Genomic DNA, 14,890 nt, shown 5'->3' on the forward strand with positions numbered 1-14,890 from the left:
CCGCCGGCGGCCCCGGGCCCGGCTCAGGCGAGCCAGGGCTGGGTCGCGAGGTGCCGGGCCTGGAATGCCCGGATCGCGTCCGCGTGGTCGAGGGTGGCGCCGATCGCATCGAGGCCACGGACGAGGTGATCCTTGCGCCGGGCCGGGATCTCGAAGTGCTGCACCGCGCCGTTGGCGGTGGTGATGGTCTGGGCCGGCAGGTCGATCGTCATGCGGTTGCCCGCCGGATCGGCGGCCCGGGCCGCGAGTTCGGCGACGGCTTCGGGCGCCAGTTCGATCAGCAGCAGGCCGTTATTGGCGGCGTTGTCGGCGAAGATGCCGGCGAAGCTGGTGCCGACGAGAGCGCGGATGCCGCATTGGAGCAGGCCCCAGACCGCGTGCTCGCGCGACGAGCCGCAGCCGAAGTTCGGGCCGACCACGAGGATGCGCGCCTCCCGCCATTCGGGTCGGTTCAGCACGAAGTCCGGACGCATCTGTCCGGGGCCGGCATGGCGCAGGTCGTGGAAGACGGCCTCGCCCAGGCCCGCGCGGTCGATCCCCTTGAGGAACTGCTTGGGCATGATGACGTCGGTGTCGATGTTGGCGCCGGGCAGGCCGGCGGCCGGGCCGGACACGATCGTGAAGGGCTGCATGCTCAGGTCTCCGGCGCGAGGCGGTTTTCTTGCGCGAGGCGGTTTTCTTGCGCGAAGCGGCGACTGTCGGTGAGGTGGCCGGCGATGGCCGCGGCCGCCACCATGGCGGGGCTCATCAGGTGGGTGCGCCCGCCCGCGCCCTGGCGGCCCTCGAAGTTGCGGTTGGTGCTGGAGGCGCAGCGCTCGCCCGGCGCCAGCACGTCGTCGTTCATGGCGAGACACATCGAGCAGCCGGACTGGCGCCATTCGAAGCCGGCATCGCGAAAAACCCGGTCGAGGCCCTCGGCTTCCGCCGCCCGGCGCACGCTGGAGGAGCCCGGCACCACCATGGCCTGGACCCCGGGCGCGACCCGCCGGCCGCGCACCAGGGCGGCGGCCTCGCGCAGATCGGAGAGCCGGGCGTTGGTGCAGGAGCCGATGAAGGCGCGCTGAATCGGGATGGCGGCGAGGGGCGTGCCCGGCGAAAGATCCATGTAGGCGAGCGCCCGGACCATGTCCCGGCGCCGGGCCGGATCGGGCTCGGCCGCCGGATCGGGCACGCGGCCGCCGACCTGGCCGGCCTGATCGGGGCTGGTGCCCCAGGTGACCATCGGCTCGATTCCAGCGGCGTCGAGGGCGACCTCGCGGTCGAACACGGCGCCGTCGTCGCTGCGCAGCGTCGCCCAATGGGCGCAGGCGGCGGCCCACAGATCGCCCTTCGGCGCGCGGGGTTTGTCGGCGAGGTAGTCGAGCACGGTCCGGTCGGGGGCCATGACCACGCCTCGCGCCCCGCACTCGACGGCCATGTTGCAGATCGTCATGCGGCCCTCGACGGACATGGCCGCGACCGCGGGCCCGGCGAACTCGACGGCGTAGCCCGTCGCCCCGTCGGCGCCGATCCGGCGGATCAGGGCCATGACCACGTCTTTGGCGGTGACGCCCGGCGCCAGGATTCCCGAGACCGTGACCCGCAGGGTCTTCATCCGGCGGTACACCAGGGTCTGGGTGGCGAGGTAGTGCTCGATGTCCGAGGTGCCGATGCCGAAGCCGAGCGCCCCCAGCGCCCCGTAGGTGGTGGTGTGGCTGTCGCCCGCCGCCACGATCATGCCGGGCAGGACGAAGCCCTGCTCGGGAGCGACCACGTGCTCGATGCCCTGGAGCGGATGCAGCACGTCGAGGAGTTCGATCCCGAAATCCCGGCAATTCGCGTCGAAATACGCCACCTGCCGCGCCCCGCCGGGATCCGGCATGGCGGCGACGCGCTCGGCCGCCGTGGGATTGACGTGGTCGACCACCGCGAGGGCGGCCTCGGGCCGCCAGACCCGGCGCCCGGCGTCGCGCAATCCGCTGAAGGCCTGCGGACTGGTGTATTCGTTGAGCACCGTGCGGTCGATGTAGAGGAGGACGCTGGCTCCGGGGCCTTCGGCGTCGTCGAGGCGGCGCACGGTGTGGGCGTCCACCAGCTTGTCGTAGAGGGTGCGGGCCTGCATCGGTCTGGGTCTCGGGCTTTGCCGGGGCGTGCGGACCAGAAAGCCCGGATTTCCGGCGCGAGGCCAATGCCGTTGCGGCATGAGACGATGCCGGACCCGGCCGATTGACCCGTGCGCGCGGGCCTCGCATCCTGCGCCCCGCCGGCCCCACGGGGCGAAGAAAGCACCGACGCGATGGATTCCGCCTGGCTGGAGGACTTCCTGGCCCTCGTCGATGGCGGCCACTTCTCCCGAGCCGCCGAGCAGCGCGGCATCACCCAGCCGGCCTTCAGCCGGCGGGTCCGGGCCCTGGAGGACTGGGTCGGCAGCCCGCTCTTCGACCGTGACAGCCAACCCGTGAGCCTGACCCCGGCGGGCATCCGCTTCCGCCCGGTGGCGGAGGAGACCCTGCGCCGGCTCTACCAGGGGCGCGAAGCCGCCCGCGAGGCCGGGCGGGCCGCCGCCGAGACCCTGCGCTTCGCCGCGACCCAGGCCCTGTCGCTGACCTTCTTCCCGCACTGGCTGCGGACGCTGGAGGCACGCGAATCCCTGAGCGCCACGATACACCTCACGGCAGCGCACATGGCCGCCTGCGAGCAGGCGATGCTGCGCGGCGAGGCGCAGTTCCTGCTCTGCCACCACCATCCGGCGGCGGCGAGTTTCCTGATGTCGGACCAGTTTCGCGGCCTGCCCGTCGGCGACGACCGGCTGCTGCCCGTGAGCGCGCCGGCGCCGGGCGGAACGGCGCCGCTGTTTTCCCTGTCGGAGACCGCCGACGCCCCGGTCCCCCTCCTGGGCTTCAGCGGCGAGTCCGGGATCGGGCGCATCCTCACGGCCACACGGGCGATGGAGGGGAGCGCGGCGCGCCTGACCCCGAGCTTCACCTCGCACCTCGCCTCGGTGCTGGTGGCCATGGCCCGCGACGGACGCGGCCTCGCCTGGGCGCCGATGAGCCTCGTGGCCGACGACCTCGCCAGCGGCACCCTGGTGCGGGCCGCCCCCCCGGACCGGGACATCGCCATCGAGATCCGGCTCTACCGCGCCCGGGCCCGCCAGAGCCCGCCGGCCGAACGTCTCTGGGCGGCGGTGGCGGGGGGGTGCGGCGGGTGAGGGTTCAGGGCAGGGCGGCGCGCTTGCGCAGGATCAGGTCGCCCCGGAACAGGAATTTCTGAGCCCGTTTGCCCGTATCGACCTCGGTGGTGAAGACGTTGCCCCGGCTGTCCACCGCGAGGTTGTGGACCCAGTGGAAGTCGCCCGCCATGCGGCCGTTGCGGCCGAAGGCGCCGAGCACCTCGCCGGTCTCGCGACTGAGGGTGCGGACCTCGTTGTTGGCCCCGTCCGCGTTGAGGAGATAGCTCTGGTCGGCGTCGGGCCAGAGCGCCAGCTCCCAGACCGAGCCGTTGGCGCGGGTGTTCTTCTCGACGAAGAACTCCTTCACGAAGCTGCCGTCGCGGCGGAAGACCTGGACGCGGTCGTTGGTGCGGTCGCAGACATAGACCAATCCGTCGCGGGCGATCTGCACGCAGTGGACGGGGTTGCGGAATTGCTGCGCGGGGGCGGCGGCCGGATCGTAGGCCGGCAGGGTCTCGTCCGTGGGCGGTCGGCCGTAGGCTCCCCACATCCGCTTGAACGCGCCCGTCTCGGCGTCGAACACGATGATCCGATGGTTGTAGTAGCCGTCGGCGACGAAGAGCTCGTTGGTCTCGGGGTCGACCTGCATCGCGGCGGGCTTGCCCAGCCGCGTGGTGTCGAGGCTGTTGGTCTGCGGTCCCTGCTTGCCGATCTGCAGGACGAACTTTCCGTCGGGGGTGAACTTCAGGATCTGCCCGTCGGTCTCGCCGTTCCCGGCGAGCCAGACGAAGCCCTTGTGATCGATGTGGATGCCGTGCTCGTTCAGGGGCCAGTCGTAGCCCTCGCCGGGGCCGCCCCAGCTGCGGATCAGGGTGCCGGCCTGGTCGAACACCAGAACCGGGGGCGCGGGGCGACAGCATTTCGTCCGTGGGGGTGAGAGGCTCGCGGCCTTCTCGTCGTCGGTGAGGGTGCGCGGACGCTGCACCACCCAGACGTTGTCCTGCGCATCGATGGCGACCCCCGAGGCCTGCCCCATGATCCACTGGTTGGGCAGCGGCTTCGGCCAGGCCGGATCGACCTGGAAGGTCAGCGGGTCCGCGGACGCCAGACCCGCCCACGCGACCGCGAGCACGGCCAGTCCCAGCCGAAGCATCATTGTGTCCTCCCGATGATCTTTTGTGTTGTCGCGACTATCCGCGTGCCGAAATCACGCGTCCAGTCTCGGCGAGGGCAAGGAGGATATTCGGCGGGATTTTGTCAGGCATACCGGTCACGCATCGCGCCAGGCGGCGAAGACCGCCGCCTGGCCGGCCACGGACCCGTCCGGGCGGCGCAGCTGCCAGACCACGCCGTCCTCGATCCAGAAGCGCCGGCCTGACCGCGCGATCCGGACGCCGCGATACCCGGTGGCGAAGCCGTCGCGGGCGACCGCGTCGAGGAGACGCTGGCGCGCGGCCCGCTCCGGCGCCTCGGCGGAGAGGCGCGAGGGCAGCCCGACGATCGTGTCCCAATCATATTCGAAGCAGGCCTGCGCCGTCCGGTTCGCGTAGATGAAGCGGGGGTCCGCCCCGCCATCGTGGGCGAGGAGGGCGAAGGGGGCCCGCGCGTAGAGCCAGGCCGCGTTCGGCGGCACCGGCATCAGAGGCACGCCGACGACGGCCCGGTGGCTCTCCACCACGAGCCGGAAGAAGCCGGGATCGCCGGCAAGGCCGGGGCCGGGACGCGGATCGTCGCTCATCGCACCTCGCGAGACGTTGCACGGGACATCGCGGGGGCCGTCAAGGTCCGGCCTTGATCCGCTCCACCAGCGCCGGGTCGGCATAGCCGTCCGGCACCAGCCCCCGCGCGGCCTGGAAGGCGCGCAGGGCCGCCCGGGTCCGGGGGCCCGGCTTGCCGTCCGCGGCGCCCGGCGCGAACCCGAGCTCGGCGAGCCGGGCCTGCAGGCCCTTGAGGGCGTCCGCGCTCAGCATCGCGTCGCCCCGCGGCCAGTCCCGCTCGAAGGCGGGGGCGCCGCGCAGGCGATCCGCCAGATGGGCCACCGTGAGGGCGTAGGACAGGGCGGTGTTGTAGCGCAGGATCATCCGGAAGTTCGGCTGGAGCAGGAAGGCGGGCCCGCGCGCCCCGGCCGGCACGATCAGGACCGCCCCCGCGCCGTCGTCGGCCGGCGCCTGCACGGGCGTGGCGCCCAGGGCGCGCCAGGCGGCGAAGCTGCGCTCGGTGGTCTCGTCGGCGAGCCCGTAGTCGAAGCCCGGCTCCAGGCGCGCCTCGCTGCCCCAGCGCTCGCCCGGCCGCCAGCCCATGGCCGTGAGGTAGTTGGCCGTGGAGGCGAGGGCATCCGGGACCGAGGTCCAGATGTCGCGCCGCCCGTCGCCGTCGAAATCCACCGCGTAGGCCTGGTAGACGGTGGGCATGAACTGGGTGTGGCCCATGGCGCCGGCCCAGGAGCCGGTAAGGGGCTCGGCCGGCGGCCGGTCCTGGGCCAGGATCTGGAGCGCGGCCACCAGCTCGCCGCGCCAGTAGGGCGCGCGCGGCGTCGGCGTGCAGGCGAGCGTCGCCAGGGAGCGCAGGACGGGGCGCACGATGCCGGGATCGTCGAGGACGCTGCCGTAGGTGGATTCGACGCCCCAGAACGCCACCAGGATGTGACGGTCCACGCCGTAGCGCGCCTCGATCGCCGCGAGGGTGGGGGCCCATTCCGCCAGCTTGGCGCGGCCCGCCGCGATGCGCGCCTCGGTGAGGTTGGCGTCGAGATAGGCCCAGATCGGCTTGACGAACTCCGCCTGGTTCTGCGTGGCCGCGACCACCTCGGGATCGACGGGCAGATCCGTCAGGCGCGCGGCGATCGGGGCGGGCACGCCTTGGATCTCGGCCGCGCGGGCGATCTCGCCGAGGCAGTCGGCGGGCGCGGGTGCGGACGCCTCCGGACCGGCGGCGGGGACGGGGACAGGAGACGGGGTCTGGGCCGGGGCATCCGTCTGCGTCGGCGGCGCGCCGAAGGCCGGCCCCGCGAGGGCGAGGCTCAGCAGGGCGGCTTCGAGGCGAAGGGTTCGACGGCGACACCGCATGCAGCTTGTCCTCTCGTCCGGCGGTTTGGCCGCGCGAACGCCTCGCGCGGCAAGGGACCGGACACGGGCGACGGTCGGGGATCGGGTACGGTCCCGTCAACCGAGCCTTTGCGCGCACCGGGGCAGGACGAGACCCGGGGGCGGTGCGCTGACCCGCCGCGCCGCCGGCGGCCTGTTGCCAGGGGCGGGATGCCGGGGGCAGAAGCCGTCAGGCACGAACATCGCACCGAACGCCACGGACGCCCGACCGCGAGAGGACATCCCCAATGCTGGTCGCCCTGATCCTCTTCCTGGGGGGTGCCGCCGTCGGCCTCTACAGCCACGTGATGTTCGCCTTCGGCCTGTCCGGCGTGGTGCTGGCGCTCTCGCTCGTCGCCTGGGCGGTCCGGGCCGAGCTGACGCTCGCCGGCATCCTCGTGCTCTTCGCCCACCTCACCGCCCTGCAGGCGGGGTACCTCCTGGGCGCCTACCTGCGCGCGCGCCGGCCGATCCGCTGATCCGGCCTCGGGTCGGTCGGCGCGGCCGAGCCGGCGGGGGGCCCGCCGCTCACCAGAACCAGACCGGCTCGTGGCGGAGCACCAGGATCGGAACCCACAGGAGCAGCGCCGTCCCGCACAGGATCAGGATCAGGGACAATGACGGCTGCCGGCTCAACCGGGCACAGAGTGTTCTGAAACGGGACATGCTTGCTGCAATCCAGGACATTTCGGACGTGTCCCTGGGTTGGACTGCAGGCCGCGGGCCGCCGTCCCGGCCAACGCTGGCCGACATCTGTCCCGGCCGCGATGGGGACGCGAAGCGTGCAACGAAGACACGGTGGTCCACCGGTTTCGTCAAAGTGACGGGGCAGGCCGCAAGCAGAACCAAATTTGCCGCAAAGAGGCTCGACTCACCGCAACATTCGTTGCCTTGGTCCGCCAAGGGGTCGCGTTCGAGAAGTGCGGCAGCCCGTGATGGGCGCGGCGCGCGAGGGAGTTTTTGGAATGATCGGCAGTGGGTATCGGGCACCGTGGTTCGCGGCGGCCCTCGCGGCGCTCGCCTGCATGGCGGGCCGCGCGGATGCGGCGCAATGCGGCAACACCGCCGCCGGCTTCGAGTCCTGGAAGCGCGAATTCTCCGACGAGGCCCGGGGCCGGGCGAGTGCCGCGAGCCTCGCGGCGCTGATGGGAACCTCCTATTCGACGGCCACCATCTCGGCCGATCGCGGACAGAAGAGCTTCAAGCTCTCCCTGGACCAGTTCCTGGCCAAGCGCGGCGGCAACACCATCGTGTCGCGCGGCCGGGCCCTGAAGGCCCAGAACGCGGCCCTGTTCGACCAGATCGAGCAACGCTACGGCGTGCCGCCCGGCCCGCTCCTGGCGATCTGGGGCATGGAGACGGGCTTCGGCGCGGTAAAGGGCAACGTGAACACCCTCTCGGCGGTGGCGACGCTGGCCTACGATTGCCGACGCTCGGCCTACTTCACCGACCAGCTCTACGCCGCACTCACCCTGGTCGATCGCGGCGTCCTGAACACGAGCACCCGGGGCGCGGCCCACGGCGAGGTCGGACACACGCAGTTCCTGCCCAAGAACGTCCTGACCTACGGCGTCGGCGGCAGCCTGGACAATTCGAGCAACGCCCTGAATTCCACGGCGAACTTCCTCAAGGGCCATGGCTGGCGCGCGGGCGCCGGCTACCAGCCGGGCGAACCGAACTTCGCCGCGATCCAGGGCTGGAACGCCGCCTCGGTCTACCAGCGCGCGATCGCGCTCCTCGGCCAGCGCATCGACGGACAGTAAAGAGAAGGAATCGGGGGCACCCGCTCGGGTGCCCCCGGCGGAGCGATTACGGACCGACGGCGGCGACATCGTCGGTGCAGAGCATGAGCTCGGTGGCCTTGGCCACGAGGCCGGCCATGATCCGCTCGTCCTCCGGGGTGCGCGGGCTGGCCGCCAGGCGCGCGGCATCCTGCTTGAGGGTCCGGTTGCAGCCGCAGCTCGGCAGTCCGCCATCCGGCGTGCAGGCATCGTGCTTGCGGCAGGCGGCGTCGAGGGCGTCGACGGGCGTCACGTCCATGCCGTCGTTGCCGGGCCCACAATAATGCCCGTGCACGAGCAGGGCAGGGCGCGGGGTCTGGTTCTGCGATGTCGTCAGTTCGGTCGCCGGGGGCTGGCCCGGCAGGGGCTGGGCGAGGGCGAGCGAGGCATGAAGGGTCAGGGCTCCGAGGAGCAGGGCGCGTGTGAGCAGCCGCATCGGATGTCTCCGGCAGGTCGGGGATGAGCGGGATCGGGAGTTAGGGCCGGACGGCCCGAGATTCGCGGGATCGGCACGGGCGACGGCGCGCCGCTGCCCGGACGCCGCAGCCTCAGCTCACGGCGGTCCGGCCGAGCCGGTCAGGCGCGCGCAATTCATCATCGTGGTGTCCTGCACGAAGGCGAGGCGGAACACGGTCTTGCCGTGCCGCCGTCCGGTTGAGCCCCTCGAACCAGACAATGCTATCGAAACCGTCGCGTTCCCTAAAAATGGCGCCCCCCGGCATCACGAACCCGCGTCGCGAGCCTCGTGAATCAAGCTGCGCGGTCGAGATCCGCTGGGAGAGTGAGGCCCGTGCGCGGGGCAGCGGCGAGAATCTCCGCGATCAGGGCGACGAGCTGGTGCCCGTGATAGGGCGTCCGCAGGCAGAGCGCGCCCGTCACCATCGAGCCGGACTCGAGCCGGCGGGGGGAGCGCGCGGTGTAGACCACGCCCACCGTGGGATCGAGGCAGCGGGCAACGTCCGCCAGCGAGAGGCCATCCACCGTGTCGCGGACATCGGCATCGGTCACCAGCACGTCGACCCGGCGCCGGCCGGGCGGGGCGAGGAGGAGGGCTTCGACCTCCCCGGCGGTGCGTGCCCCGATGACGTCGTAGCCCGACATTTCCAGGCAGCTCGTGGTGATGCAGCGGGTCAGCTCGTCTCCGGCGAGGAGAACCACGAGTGGTTGGCGGGACACGGCCTGCATGGCGATTTTCCTGGCTGAACCGATGTCGAGCGCTTCGGCTTTCAAGTGGACGATGATCCGATCGTAGGAATCGGCGGGTTAACGCGTCCTTAAACAACCGGTTTCGTCAGGCAATATCTTTTCCGGCGCCAAGCTTCCAGGATCGACGATTTGGGGCAGATGCCCACCTTATCAGCATCGCCCTGCCTAGAAAGAATGCCGACCCAGCAATGACTGCATCTTGATTGGATTTCGTCGGAACTGGTGTGCAGGTGCCAGGTATCCGGTGTGCCAAGCATGGAGAGTGCCAAGCACGGAGGACAAGGCGCCTGGGCAGGCGGGCGGACCCGGAGGCCGCCCGATTCCGAGCCGCGCGGCAGGCGTCGTTGCGTGTTCCGGCGCCCCAGGCGAGGCCCGCAGGCGGATCGTTCGGCCGTCGCGACGAACGGGAGAACAGGCTTTCCCATTCCAGCCGAAAAAAGCCGTTCGGTTCCTTTGACGCCGCCCTCCGTGCAGTCGATGCTGTCAATCGAACGGCTCAGCAGAGCACAGGCACAGTTCTTCGGCAGTCATCATGCCTTCGTGTTCTTGCTGAGTTTTGTATTCAATTTTTTAACTCAGGATCTATGCGCGCCGATCCTTGGCGCCGGATCCGCATGCGCGGGTGTCATCATGAGCGTCCAACCGTCGAACCGCCACAGCGACGAGCCGATCCGCTTCGCCTACTGGGTGCCCAACGTCTCGGGCGGCCTCGTCATCAGCAAGATTCCCCAGCGCACGAGCTGGGACGCGCCCTACAACCGGCGCCTCGCGCAGATCGCGGAAGCGGCCGGGTTCGACTACGCCCTGACGCAGATCCGCTTCACCGCCGGCTACGGGGCCGAGTACCAGCACGAATCCGTCGCCTTCAGCCACGCGCTGCTGGCCGCCACCTCGAAGCTGAAGGTCATCGCCGCCCTCCTGCCCGGCCCCTGGAACCCGACGCTCGCCGCCAAGCAGATCGCCACGATCAGCCAGCTCACCGAGGGGCGCATCGCCATCAACGTGGTCTCGGGCTGGTTCTCGGGCGAGTTCCGGGCGATCGGCGAGCCGTGGCTCGATCACGATGAGCGCTACCGCCGCTCGGAGGAGTTCATCCGCGCACTACGGGGCATCTGGACCCAGGACAACTTCACCTTCCGGGGCGATTTCTACCGCTACAGCGACTACACCCTCAAACCCAAGCCCGCAGATCCGCAGCCCGAGATCTTCCAGGGGGGATCGTCCCGCGCGGCGCGCGACATGGCGGCCCGGGTCTCGGACTGGTACTTCACCAACGGCAACACGCCCGAGGGCATCCGGGCCCAGGTCGACGACATCCAGGCCAAGGCGCGGGCCAACGGCCACGCGGTCAAGGTCGGGGTCAACGCCTTCGTGATCGCCCGCGACACGGAAGCCGAGGCCCGCGCGGTCCTCCAGGAAATCATCGACAACGCCGATCCGGACGCCGTGAAGGCCTTCGGGCACGAAGTGAAGAACGCCGGCCGGGCCTCGCCGGAGGGCGAGGGCAACTGGGCCAAGTCCAGCTTCGAGGACCTCGTCCAGTACAACGACGGCTTCAAGACCAACCTGATCGGCACACCGGACCAGATCGCCGAGCGCATCGTGGCGCTGAAGGACGTCGGGGTCGACCTGGCCCTCCTCGCCTTCCTGCACTTCCAGGAGGAGGTCGCGTATTTCGGCGCGCACGTCATCCCGCGGGTCCGCGCCCTGGAGGCGGCCCGCGCCGAGCGGGCGCAGGCGGCCTGAGCCGAGCCCCCCGCCCCCGCCCCCCGATCCGGAGACACCGCATGACCATCGCCGTCAGCCCGAACCCGCGCGAGACCTACCGCTGGCCCGCCGGGGCGCCCGGCCCCGAGCGCCCGGCCGAGCCGGCCCACGTCATCCGCGACGCCGCCGAAGCCCTGCGGGTCGCCCACGCCCTGGCGGAGACGTTCCGGGCCGGCGCCTCCGAGCGCGACCGCAGCGGGCGCCGACCCCTGGCCGAGCTCGACGCGTTCTCCCAGAGCGGCCTGTGGTCGATCAACGTGCCACGGGCCCATGGCGGACCGGGACTGTCCTACCGGACCCTGGCCCAGGTCATCGCCATCGTGTCGGCGGCCGATCCGTCCATCGGACAGATCGCCCAGAACCACCTCGGCATCGTGGCGTCGATCGATACAGTCTCGGACGAAGCCCAGAAGGCCCTGCTGTTCGGGCTCGTGCTCGCCGGTACCCGGTTCGGCAACGCCTTCTCGGAGATCGGGACGCCCCGCGCCGCCGACTTCCGGACCCGTTTCGAGGAGGACGGCGACCACGTGGTGGTGCAGGGCACCAAGTTCTACGCCACCGGCGCGCTCCTCGCCCACCTCGTGCCCATCGTCGCCCTCGATGGAGAGGGCCGGGCCTGGTACGCCATCGCGGAGCGCAACGCGCCGGGCCTGACGGTGATCGACGATTGGTCGAGCTTCGGCCAGCGCACCACCGCGAGCGGCACCGTGCAGATCGACGGCGTGCGAGTGCCGAAGTCCCATCTGGTGCCGGCCTGGAAGGGCTACGCGCGCCCCAGCGCCGACGGGGCGATCTTCCAGATCATCCAGGCCGCGGTGGATGCGGGCATCGCCCGGGCGGCGCTGGCCGAGACCATCGACTTCGTGCGTACCCGGTCCCGCCCCTGGATCGACAGCGGGCTGGAGCGCGCCTCCGACGACCCCCACACCATCCGCATCGTCGGCGACCTCACGATCCGCCTGCACGCGGCCGAAGCCCTGCTCGACCGGGCCGGCCTCGCCCTCGACGCCGCCGTGGCGGACCCCGACGCCGACACGGTGGCGGCCGCGCAGCTGGCGGTGGCGGAAGCCAAGGTGCTCACCACCGAGGTGGCGCTCGGCACCACCAACACCCTGTTCGAGCTCGCCGGCACCCGCGCGACGCTCGCAGAGCACAACCTCGACCGCCACTGGCGCAACGCCCGCACTCACACGCTCCACGATCCCGTACGCTGGAAATACGCGATCATCGGCAACCACGCCCTCAACGGCGTGAACCCGCCCTTCCACGCCTGGAGTTGACGGAGAGGATCGTGCGGGGGGCGAGGGCGCCCCCCGTTCGGCGTCCGGGTTTGGCCCGGCACAAACTGCCGCGACCCGGCAAGCCATGTATCCCCGCGACCGGTCGAGAATCCCTCAAGCGCCTCATCCATAAGGATAAAATTCGCACCCTCGCATGGCGTCCTTCTTGCTCGGAGGAGGCAGAATCACGCGAGCGACCCCGATGACCATTTCCAGCGCCAGCCTGTTCGGCAACGGGCCTGTCACCCGGCCGGCGGGCATCGCCACGGCGAAGGCCTCCGGCGGCCAGGCCTCGGTCAATACCCAGGGCGACTTCCTCAAATACGCGAAGATGTCTCCGATGGATCGGATGCGCGCGGGCATCCTGAAGAGCATGGACCTCACGGAGGAGCAGCTCGGCGCCCTGCCGCAGGACGCACGTCAGAAGATCGAGGACCAGATCAAGGACAGCATCAGGAAGATGGTCTCCAACGAGGGTCCGAAGGGGCAGCTCATCGACATCTCGGCGTGAGGCCGCCCCTGCGTCGTCCTTGTTCGAACCATCTCGCCATACCCGGGTTCGACGGCCTCCATCCCGGTCGAGGATGCGGGCCGCGATCGAAACGGACGTCCGACCCTTCGATGGTCCGTTAACCCGCCGCTGAAACAGTACCGGCTCCGGCCACACGCTGTCGTCTGGGCCCGGAGCGGATGACACGGCCGGGCGGACGGATCAGTGAGAGCAACCTACCGGCTTCCAGCGCCGTCCTGCGCCGAACCGTCGTCCTCCGCCGACCGCTCGGCCTTCGACAATCCCGCGATCCTGTGGCTGCTCGTGGTGTTGGGCCTCTACACCCTCTATCCCCTCGCCGACTTTCGCGCGGTGGTCGAGCGCCTGCGCCTGCCTGATTCCGACGACGCGATGCGTCTCGTTCAGGTGCGCGACCTCCTGGCGGGGCAGGGCTGGTTCGACATGGTCCAGCACCGGCTGATGCCGCCGGACGGTGCCGGCATGCACTGGTCCCGCCTCGTCGATGCGCCCCTGGCCGGTCTGATCGGCCTCGCCACGCCCTGGCTCGGCCGGCCCCTGGCGGAGGGGCTCGTGGTGGCTCTCTGGCCGCCGGCCCTCTTCGCCGCCTACCTCCTCATCGTCTACCGCGCCGTCCGTTCCCGCTTCGGCGTTCGCCCGGCCCTGCTGTCCCTGTTCGCCGCCACCCAGGTCGCGGGGCTCGGGACGCTCTTCGCCTTCGGGCGGATCGACCACCACAACGTCCAGGTGCTGCTCGTCCTCCTCCTCGGATGCGCCCTCGCCGATTCCGGGCGCTCCGTCCGCGCAGCCGTCGTCGGCGGTCTCGCCACGGCGGCCTCCCTGGCGGTCGGCCTCGAAGCGCTGCCCGTGATCGTGATCGGCGGTCTCTTCGTGTTGGGCGACTGGATCGTGGCGGGACGAACGGGTCTTCCGGTGTTTCGGGCGTTCACCCTCACCTTGGCGGGCGGCAGCCTCGCCCTGTTCCTGATCCAGACCGACCCGGCCCTGTGGGCGACGACGCAGTGCGACGCGCTCTCACCGCCGTGGCTCTGGCTGGCCGTGGGGTCCGCCGCCGTCGCATCGGGCGCCACCGTCCTTGCCGCACGGCTCGGCACGCCGCTTCGCCGCGCCGGTTTCGCGGCCGCGTGCGGTGTCGTCGTGGTGGCTGTCTTCGTGTCCCTCGCCCCGCACTGCCTGTCGGGTCCCTTCCAGGGCCTGCCGGCTTTCGTCCGGACGGAATGGCTCGACCGCGTTCGGGAAATGCAATCCGCCCGCAGCCTCCTATCGGCGCTTCCGGACGTCGCGCTCGCCTGCTACGGGCCGCTGCTGCTGGCCGGGCTGGTGGCGGCGCACGCCGCCCTGCGCGGTCGCCCGGAGATCCGGCGCGCTGCGGCCCTGACCGCCGCGTTCCTGCTCTCCGGGTTCGTCCTGGCCCAGTTCCAGTTCCGCAGCCTCTACATGGCCGCGGCCTTCATTCCCCTGGTCGCCGGCCCCGTCTTCAGCCACACGGTCACGCTGCTGCGCGGTCCCGCTCCCGCATGGCGACGGATCGCGACGTCGAGCCTGGCCTGTCTGCTGATCGCCCAGGTTTGGGTGATGCTGCACGCGCCCTTCAGCGGCAGCGCCCCGGAGAGTGCGGCCCCGGCGCCGGCCGGACCGGACTGCGGCACGGCCCAGTCCCTGGCGGCCCTCGACATGCTTCCGTCCGGCCTCATCCTGGCCGACCAGGATCTGGGCCCGTCGATCCTGCTTCGAAGCCATCACGGCGTCGTGGCGGCCCCGTATCACCGGGCGATCACGGGGCTGATCGCCGCGGTCGAAGGTCTCTCCGGTGACGAGGCGGCCCTGAAGCGGGCGCTCGCCACCTCCGGGGCCACCTACCTCGTCGTCTGCACCCATTCCGTGACGAGCGCGGACCGCGCGATGGCTCCGTTCGCCCGCCGGCTGGCCGAGGGTACGGCGACGGCCCCGTGGCTCGAACGCCTGCCGCTCGCCGGGACGCCGCTGGCCGCCTGGCGCGTCCGGCTTGCCGGGCAGGGATCGGGCGCGTGATGAGTTCCTCCGTGCCCCGGTCGTCATCCGCCCCGCTGAATCGACCGGCCCCGTGCGACGCG

At 71.1% G+C, this 14,890-nt stretch carries 15 protein-coding genes; 7 read left to right on the forward strand and 8 right to left on the reverse strand.

Annotation, left to right across the window (positions count from 1 at the left end):
* Positions 1-23: 23 nt before the first annotated feature.
* Both leuD and leuC read right to left on the reverse strand, forming a co-directional pair.
* Complete coding sequence (gene leuD, locus MKK58_RS04080) at positions 24-632, reverse strand: 3-isopropylmalate dehydratase small subunit (RefSeq protein WP_243910887.1); 609 nt, start codon at positions 630-632, stop codon at positions 24-26.
* A 2-nt stretch (positions 633-634) separates the two neighbouring features.
* Positions 635-2,101 (reverse strand): 3-isopropylmalate dehydratase large subunit, encoded by a 1,467-nt coding sequence (leuC, locus tag MKK58_RS04085; protein WP_243910888.1) that lies wholly within the window; start codon positions 2,099-2,101, stop codon positions 635-637.
* A gap of 174 nt (positions 2,102-2,275) precedes the next feature.
* Between leuC and MKK58_RS04090 the strand changes: the two genes are divergently transcribed.
* Positions 2,276-3,190, forward strand: a complete 915-nt coding sequence (locus MKK58_RS04090) for a LysR family transcriptional regulator (protein WP_243910889.1) — start codon at positions 2,276-2,278, stop codon at positions 3,188-3,190.
* Positions 3,191-3,194: 4 nt separating this feature from the next.
* Here the strand turns inward: MKK58_RS04090 and MKK58_RS04095 are convergent, their stop codons facing one another.
* From MKK58_RS04095 to MKK58_RS04105, 3 genes are all read right to left on the reverse strand, one after another.
* Positions 3,195-4,307 carry a hypothetical protein gene (locus tag MKK58_RS04095; RefSeq protein ID WP_243910890.1) on the reverse strand — a complete coding sequence of 371 codons (1,113 nt, stop codon included), beginning with the start codon at positions 4,305-4,307 and terminating at the stop codon, positions 3,195-3,197.
* Between the two features lie 114 nt (positions 4,308-4,421).
* On the reverse strand, positions 4,422-4,889 hold the full coding sequence (locus tag MKK58_RS04100; RefSeq protein ID WP_243910891.1) for an MEKHLA domain-containing protein: 468 nt from the start codon (positions 4,887-4,889) through the stop codon (positions 4,422-4,424).
* 40 nt (positions 4,890-4,929) lie between these two features.
* On the reverse strand, positions 4,930-6,216 hold the full coding sequence (locus tag MKK58_RS04105) for a lytic murein transglycosylase (protein WP_243910892.1): 1,287 nt from the start codon (positions 6,214-6,216) through the stop codon (positions 4,930-4,932).
* A 266-nt stretch (positions 6,217-6,482) separates the two neighbouring features.
* Here MKK58_RS04105 and MKK58_RS04110 point away from each other — a divergent pair, with 266 nt between their 5' ends.
* Entirely contained in the window at positions 6,483-6,713 is a 231-nt protein-coding gene (locus MKK58_RS04110; protein WP_243910893.1) for a hypothetical protein, read from the forward strand.
* 49 nt (positions 6,714-6,762) lie between these two features.
* On the opposite strand, the gene MKK58_RS04115 is transcribed toward MKK58_RS04110, so the two are convergent.
* Complete coding sequence (locus MKK58_RS04115) at positions 6,763-6,900, reverse strand: hypothetical protein (RefSeq protein ID WP_238279713.1); 138 nt, start codon at positions 6,898-6,900, stop codon at positions 6,763-6,765.
* A 299-nt stretch (positions 6,901-7,199) separates the two neighbouring features.
* Here MKK58_RS04115 and MKK58_RS04120 point away from each other — a divergent pair, with 299 nt between their 5' ends.
* On the forward strand, positions 7,200-7,997 hold the full coding sequence (locus MKK58_RS04120) for a lytic transglycosylase domain-containing protein (RefSeq protein ID WP_243910894.1): 798 nt from the start codon (positions 7,200-7,202) through the stop codon (positions 7,995-7,997).
* A 46-nt stretch (positions 7,998-8,043) separates the two neighbouring features.
* On the opposite strand, the gene MKK58_RS04125 is transcribed toward MKK58_RS04120, so the two are convergent.
* Together MKK58_RS04125 and MKK58_RS04130 are read right to left on the reverse strand one after the other, a co-directional pair.
* Positions 8,044-8,451, reverse strand: coding sequence for a hypothetical protein (locus MKK58_RS04125; protein WP_243910895.1), 408 nt, complete (start codon positions 8,449-8,451; stop codon positions 8,044-8,046).
* 314 nt (positions 8,452-8,765) lie between these two features.
* Entirely contained in the window at positions 8,766-9,200 is a 435-nt protein-coding gene (locus MKK58_RS04130; RefSeq protein WP_243910896.1) for a response regulator, read from the reverse strand.
* A 651-nt stretch (positions 9,201-9,851) separates the two neighbouring features.
* Here MKK58_RS04130 and sfnG point away from each other — a divergent pair.
* The 4 genes from sfnG to MKK58_RS04150 all read left to right on the forward strand — a co-directional run bounded on the left by sfnG (position 9,852) and on the right by MKK58_RS04150 (position 14,828).
* Positions 9,852-10,967, forward strand: coding sequence for a dimethylsulfone monooxygenase SfnG (gene sfnG / locus MKK58_RS04135; protein ID WP_243910897.1), 1,116 nt, complete (start codon positions 9,852-9,854; stop codon positions 10,965-10,967).
* A gap of 41 nt (positions 10,968-11,008) precedes the next feature.
* Positions 11,009-12,268 (forward strand): SfnB family sulfur acquisition oxidoreductase, encoded by a 1,260-nt coding sequence (locus tag MKK58_RS04140; protein ID WP_243910898.1) that lies wholly within the window; start codon positions 11,009-11,011, stop codon positions 12,266-12,268.
* 202 nt (positions 12,269-12,470) lie between these two features.
* Positions 12,471-12,779, forward strand: a complete 309-nt coding sequence (locus tag MKK58_RS04145) for a hypothetical protein (protein WP_243910899.1) — start codon at positions 12,471-12,473, stop codon at positions 12,777-12,779.
* 204 nt (positions 12,780-12,983) lie between these two features.
* Positions 12,984-14,828 (forward strand): hypothetical protein, encoded by a 1,845-nt coding sequence (locus MKK58_RS04150; RefSeq protein WP_243910900.1) that lies wholly within the window; start codon positions 12,984-12,986, stop codon positions 14,826-14,828.
* The last annotated feature ends 62 nt before the right edge of the window (positions 14,829-14,890 follow it).

This window comes from Methylobacterium sp. J-078, from assembly GCF_022829285.1.
Classification (GTDB): Bacteria; Pseudomonadota; Alphaproteobacteria; order Rhizobiales; family Beijerinckiaceae; genus Methylobacterium.

Excerpts from the sequence above, each read along its gene's own strand:
- MKK58_RS04120 (WP_243910894.1), top strand. The coding sequence starts at position 7,200 with ATGATCGGCAGTGGGTATCGGGCACCGTGGTTCGCGGCGGCCCTCGCG.
- MKK58_RS04095 (WP_243910890.1), bottom strand. The coding sequence starts at position 4,307 with ATGATGCTTCGGCTGGGACTGGCCGTGCTCGCGGTCGCGTGGGCGGGT.
- MKK58_RS04145 (WP_243910899.1), top strand. The coding sequence starts at position 12,471 with ATGACCATTTCCAGCGCCAGCCTGTTCGGCAACGGGCCTGTCACCCGG.
- MKK58_RS04100 (WP_243910891.1), bottom strand. The coding sequence starts at position 4,889 with ATGAGCGACGATCCGCGTCCCGGCCCCGGCCTTGCCGGCGATCCCGGC.
- MKK58_RS04130 (WP_243910896.1), bottom strand. The coding sequence starts at position 9,200 with ATGCAGGCCGTGTCCCGCCAACCACTCGTGGTTCTCCTCGCCGGAGAC.
- leuD (WP_243910887.1), bottom strand. The coding sequence starts at position 632 with ATGCAGCCCTTCACGATCGTGTCCGGCCCGGCCGCCGGCCTGCCCGGC.
- sfnG (WP_243910897.1), top strand. The coding sequence starts at position 9,852 with ATGAGCGTCCAACCGTCGAACCGCCACAGCGACGAGCCGATCCGCTTC.
- leuC (WP_243910888.1), bottom strand. The coding sequence starts at position 2,101 with ATGCAGGCCCGCACCCTCTACGACAAGCTGGTGGACGCCCACACCGTG.
- MKK58_RS04140 (WP_243910898.1), top strand. The coding sequence starts at position 11,009 with ATGACCATCGCCGTCAGCCCGAACCCGCGCGAGACCTACCGCTGGCCC.
- MKK58_RS04115 (WP_238279713.1), bottom strand. The coding sequence starts at position 6,900 with ATGTCCCGTTTCAGAACACTCTGTGCCCGGTTGAGCCGGCAGCCGTCA.
- MKK58_RS04105 (WP_243910892.1), bottom strand. The coding sequence starts at position 6,216 with ATGCGGTGTCGCCGTCGAACCCTTCGCCTCGAAGCCGCCCTGCTGAGC.
- MKK58_RS04125 (WP_243910895.1), bottom strand. The coding sequence starts at position 8,451 with ATGCGGCTGCTCACACGCGCCCTGCTCCTCGGAGCCCTGACCCTTCAT.
- MKK58_RS04090 (WP_243910889.1), top strand. The coding sequence starts at position 2,276 with ATGGATTCCGCCTGGCTGGAGGACTTCCTGGCCCTCGTCGATGGCGGC.
- MKK58_RS04110 (WP_243910893.1), top strand. The coding sequence starts at position 6,483 with ATGCTGGTCGCCCTGATCCTCTTCCTGGGGGGTGCCGCCGTCGGCCTC.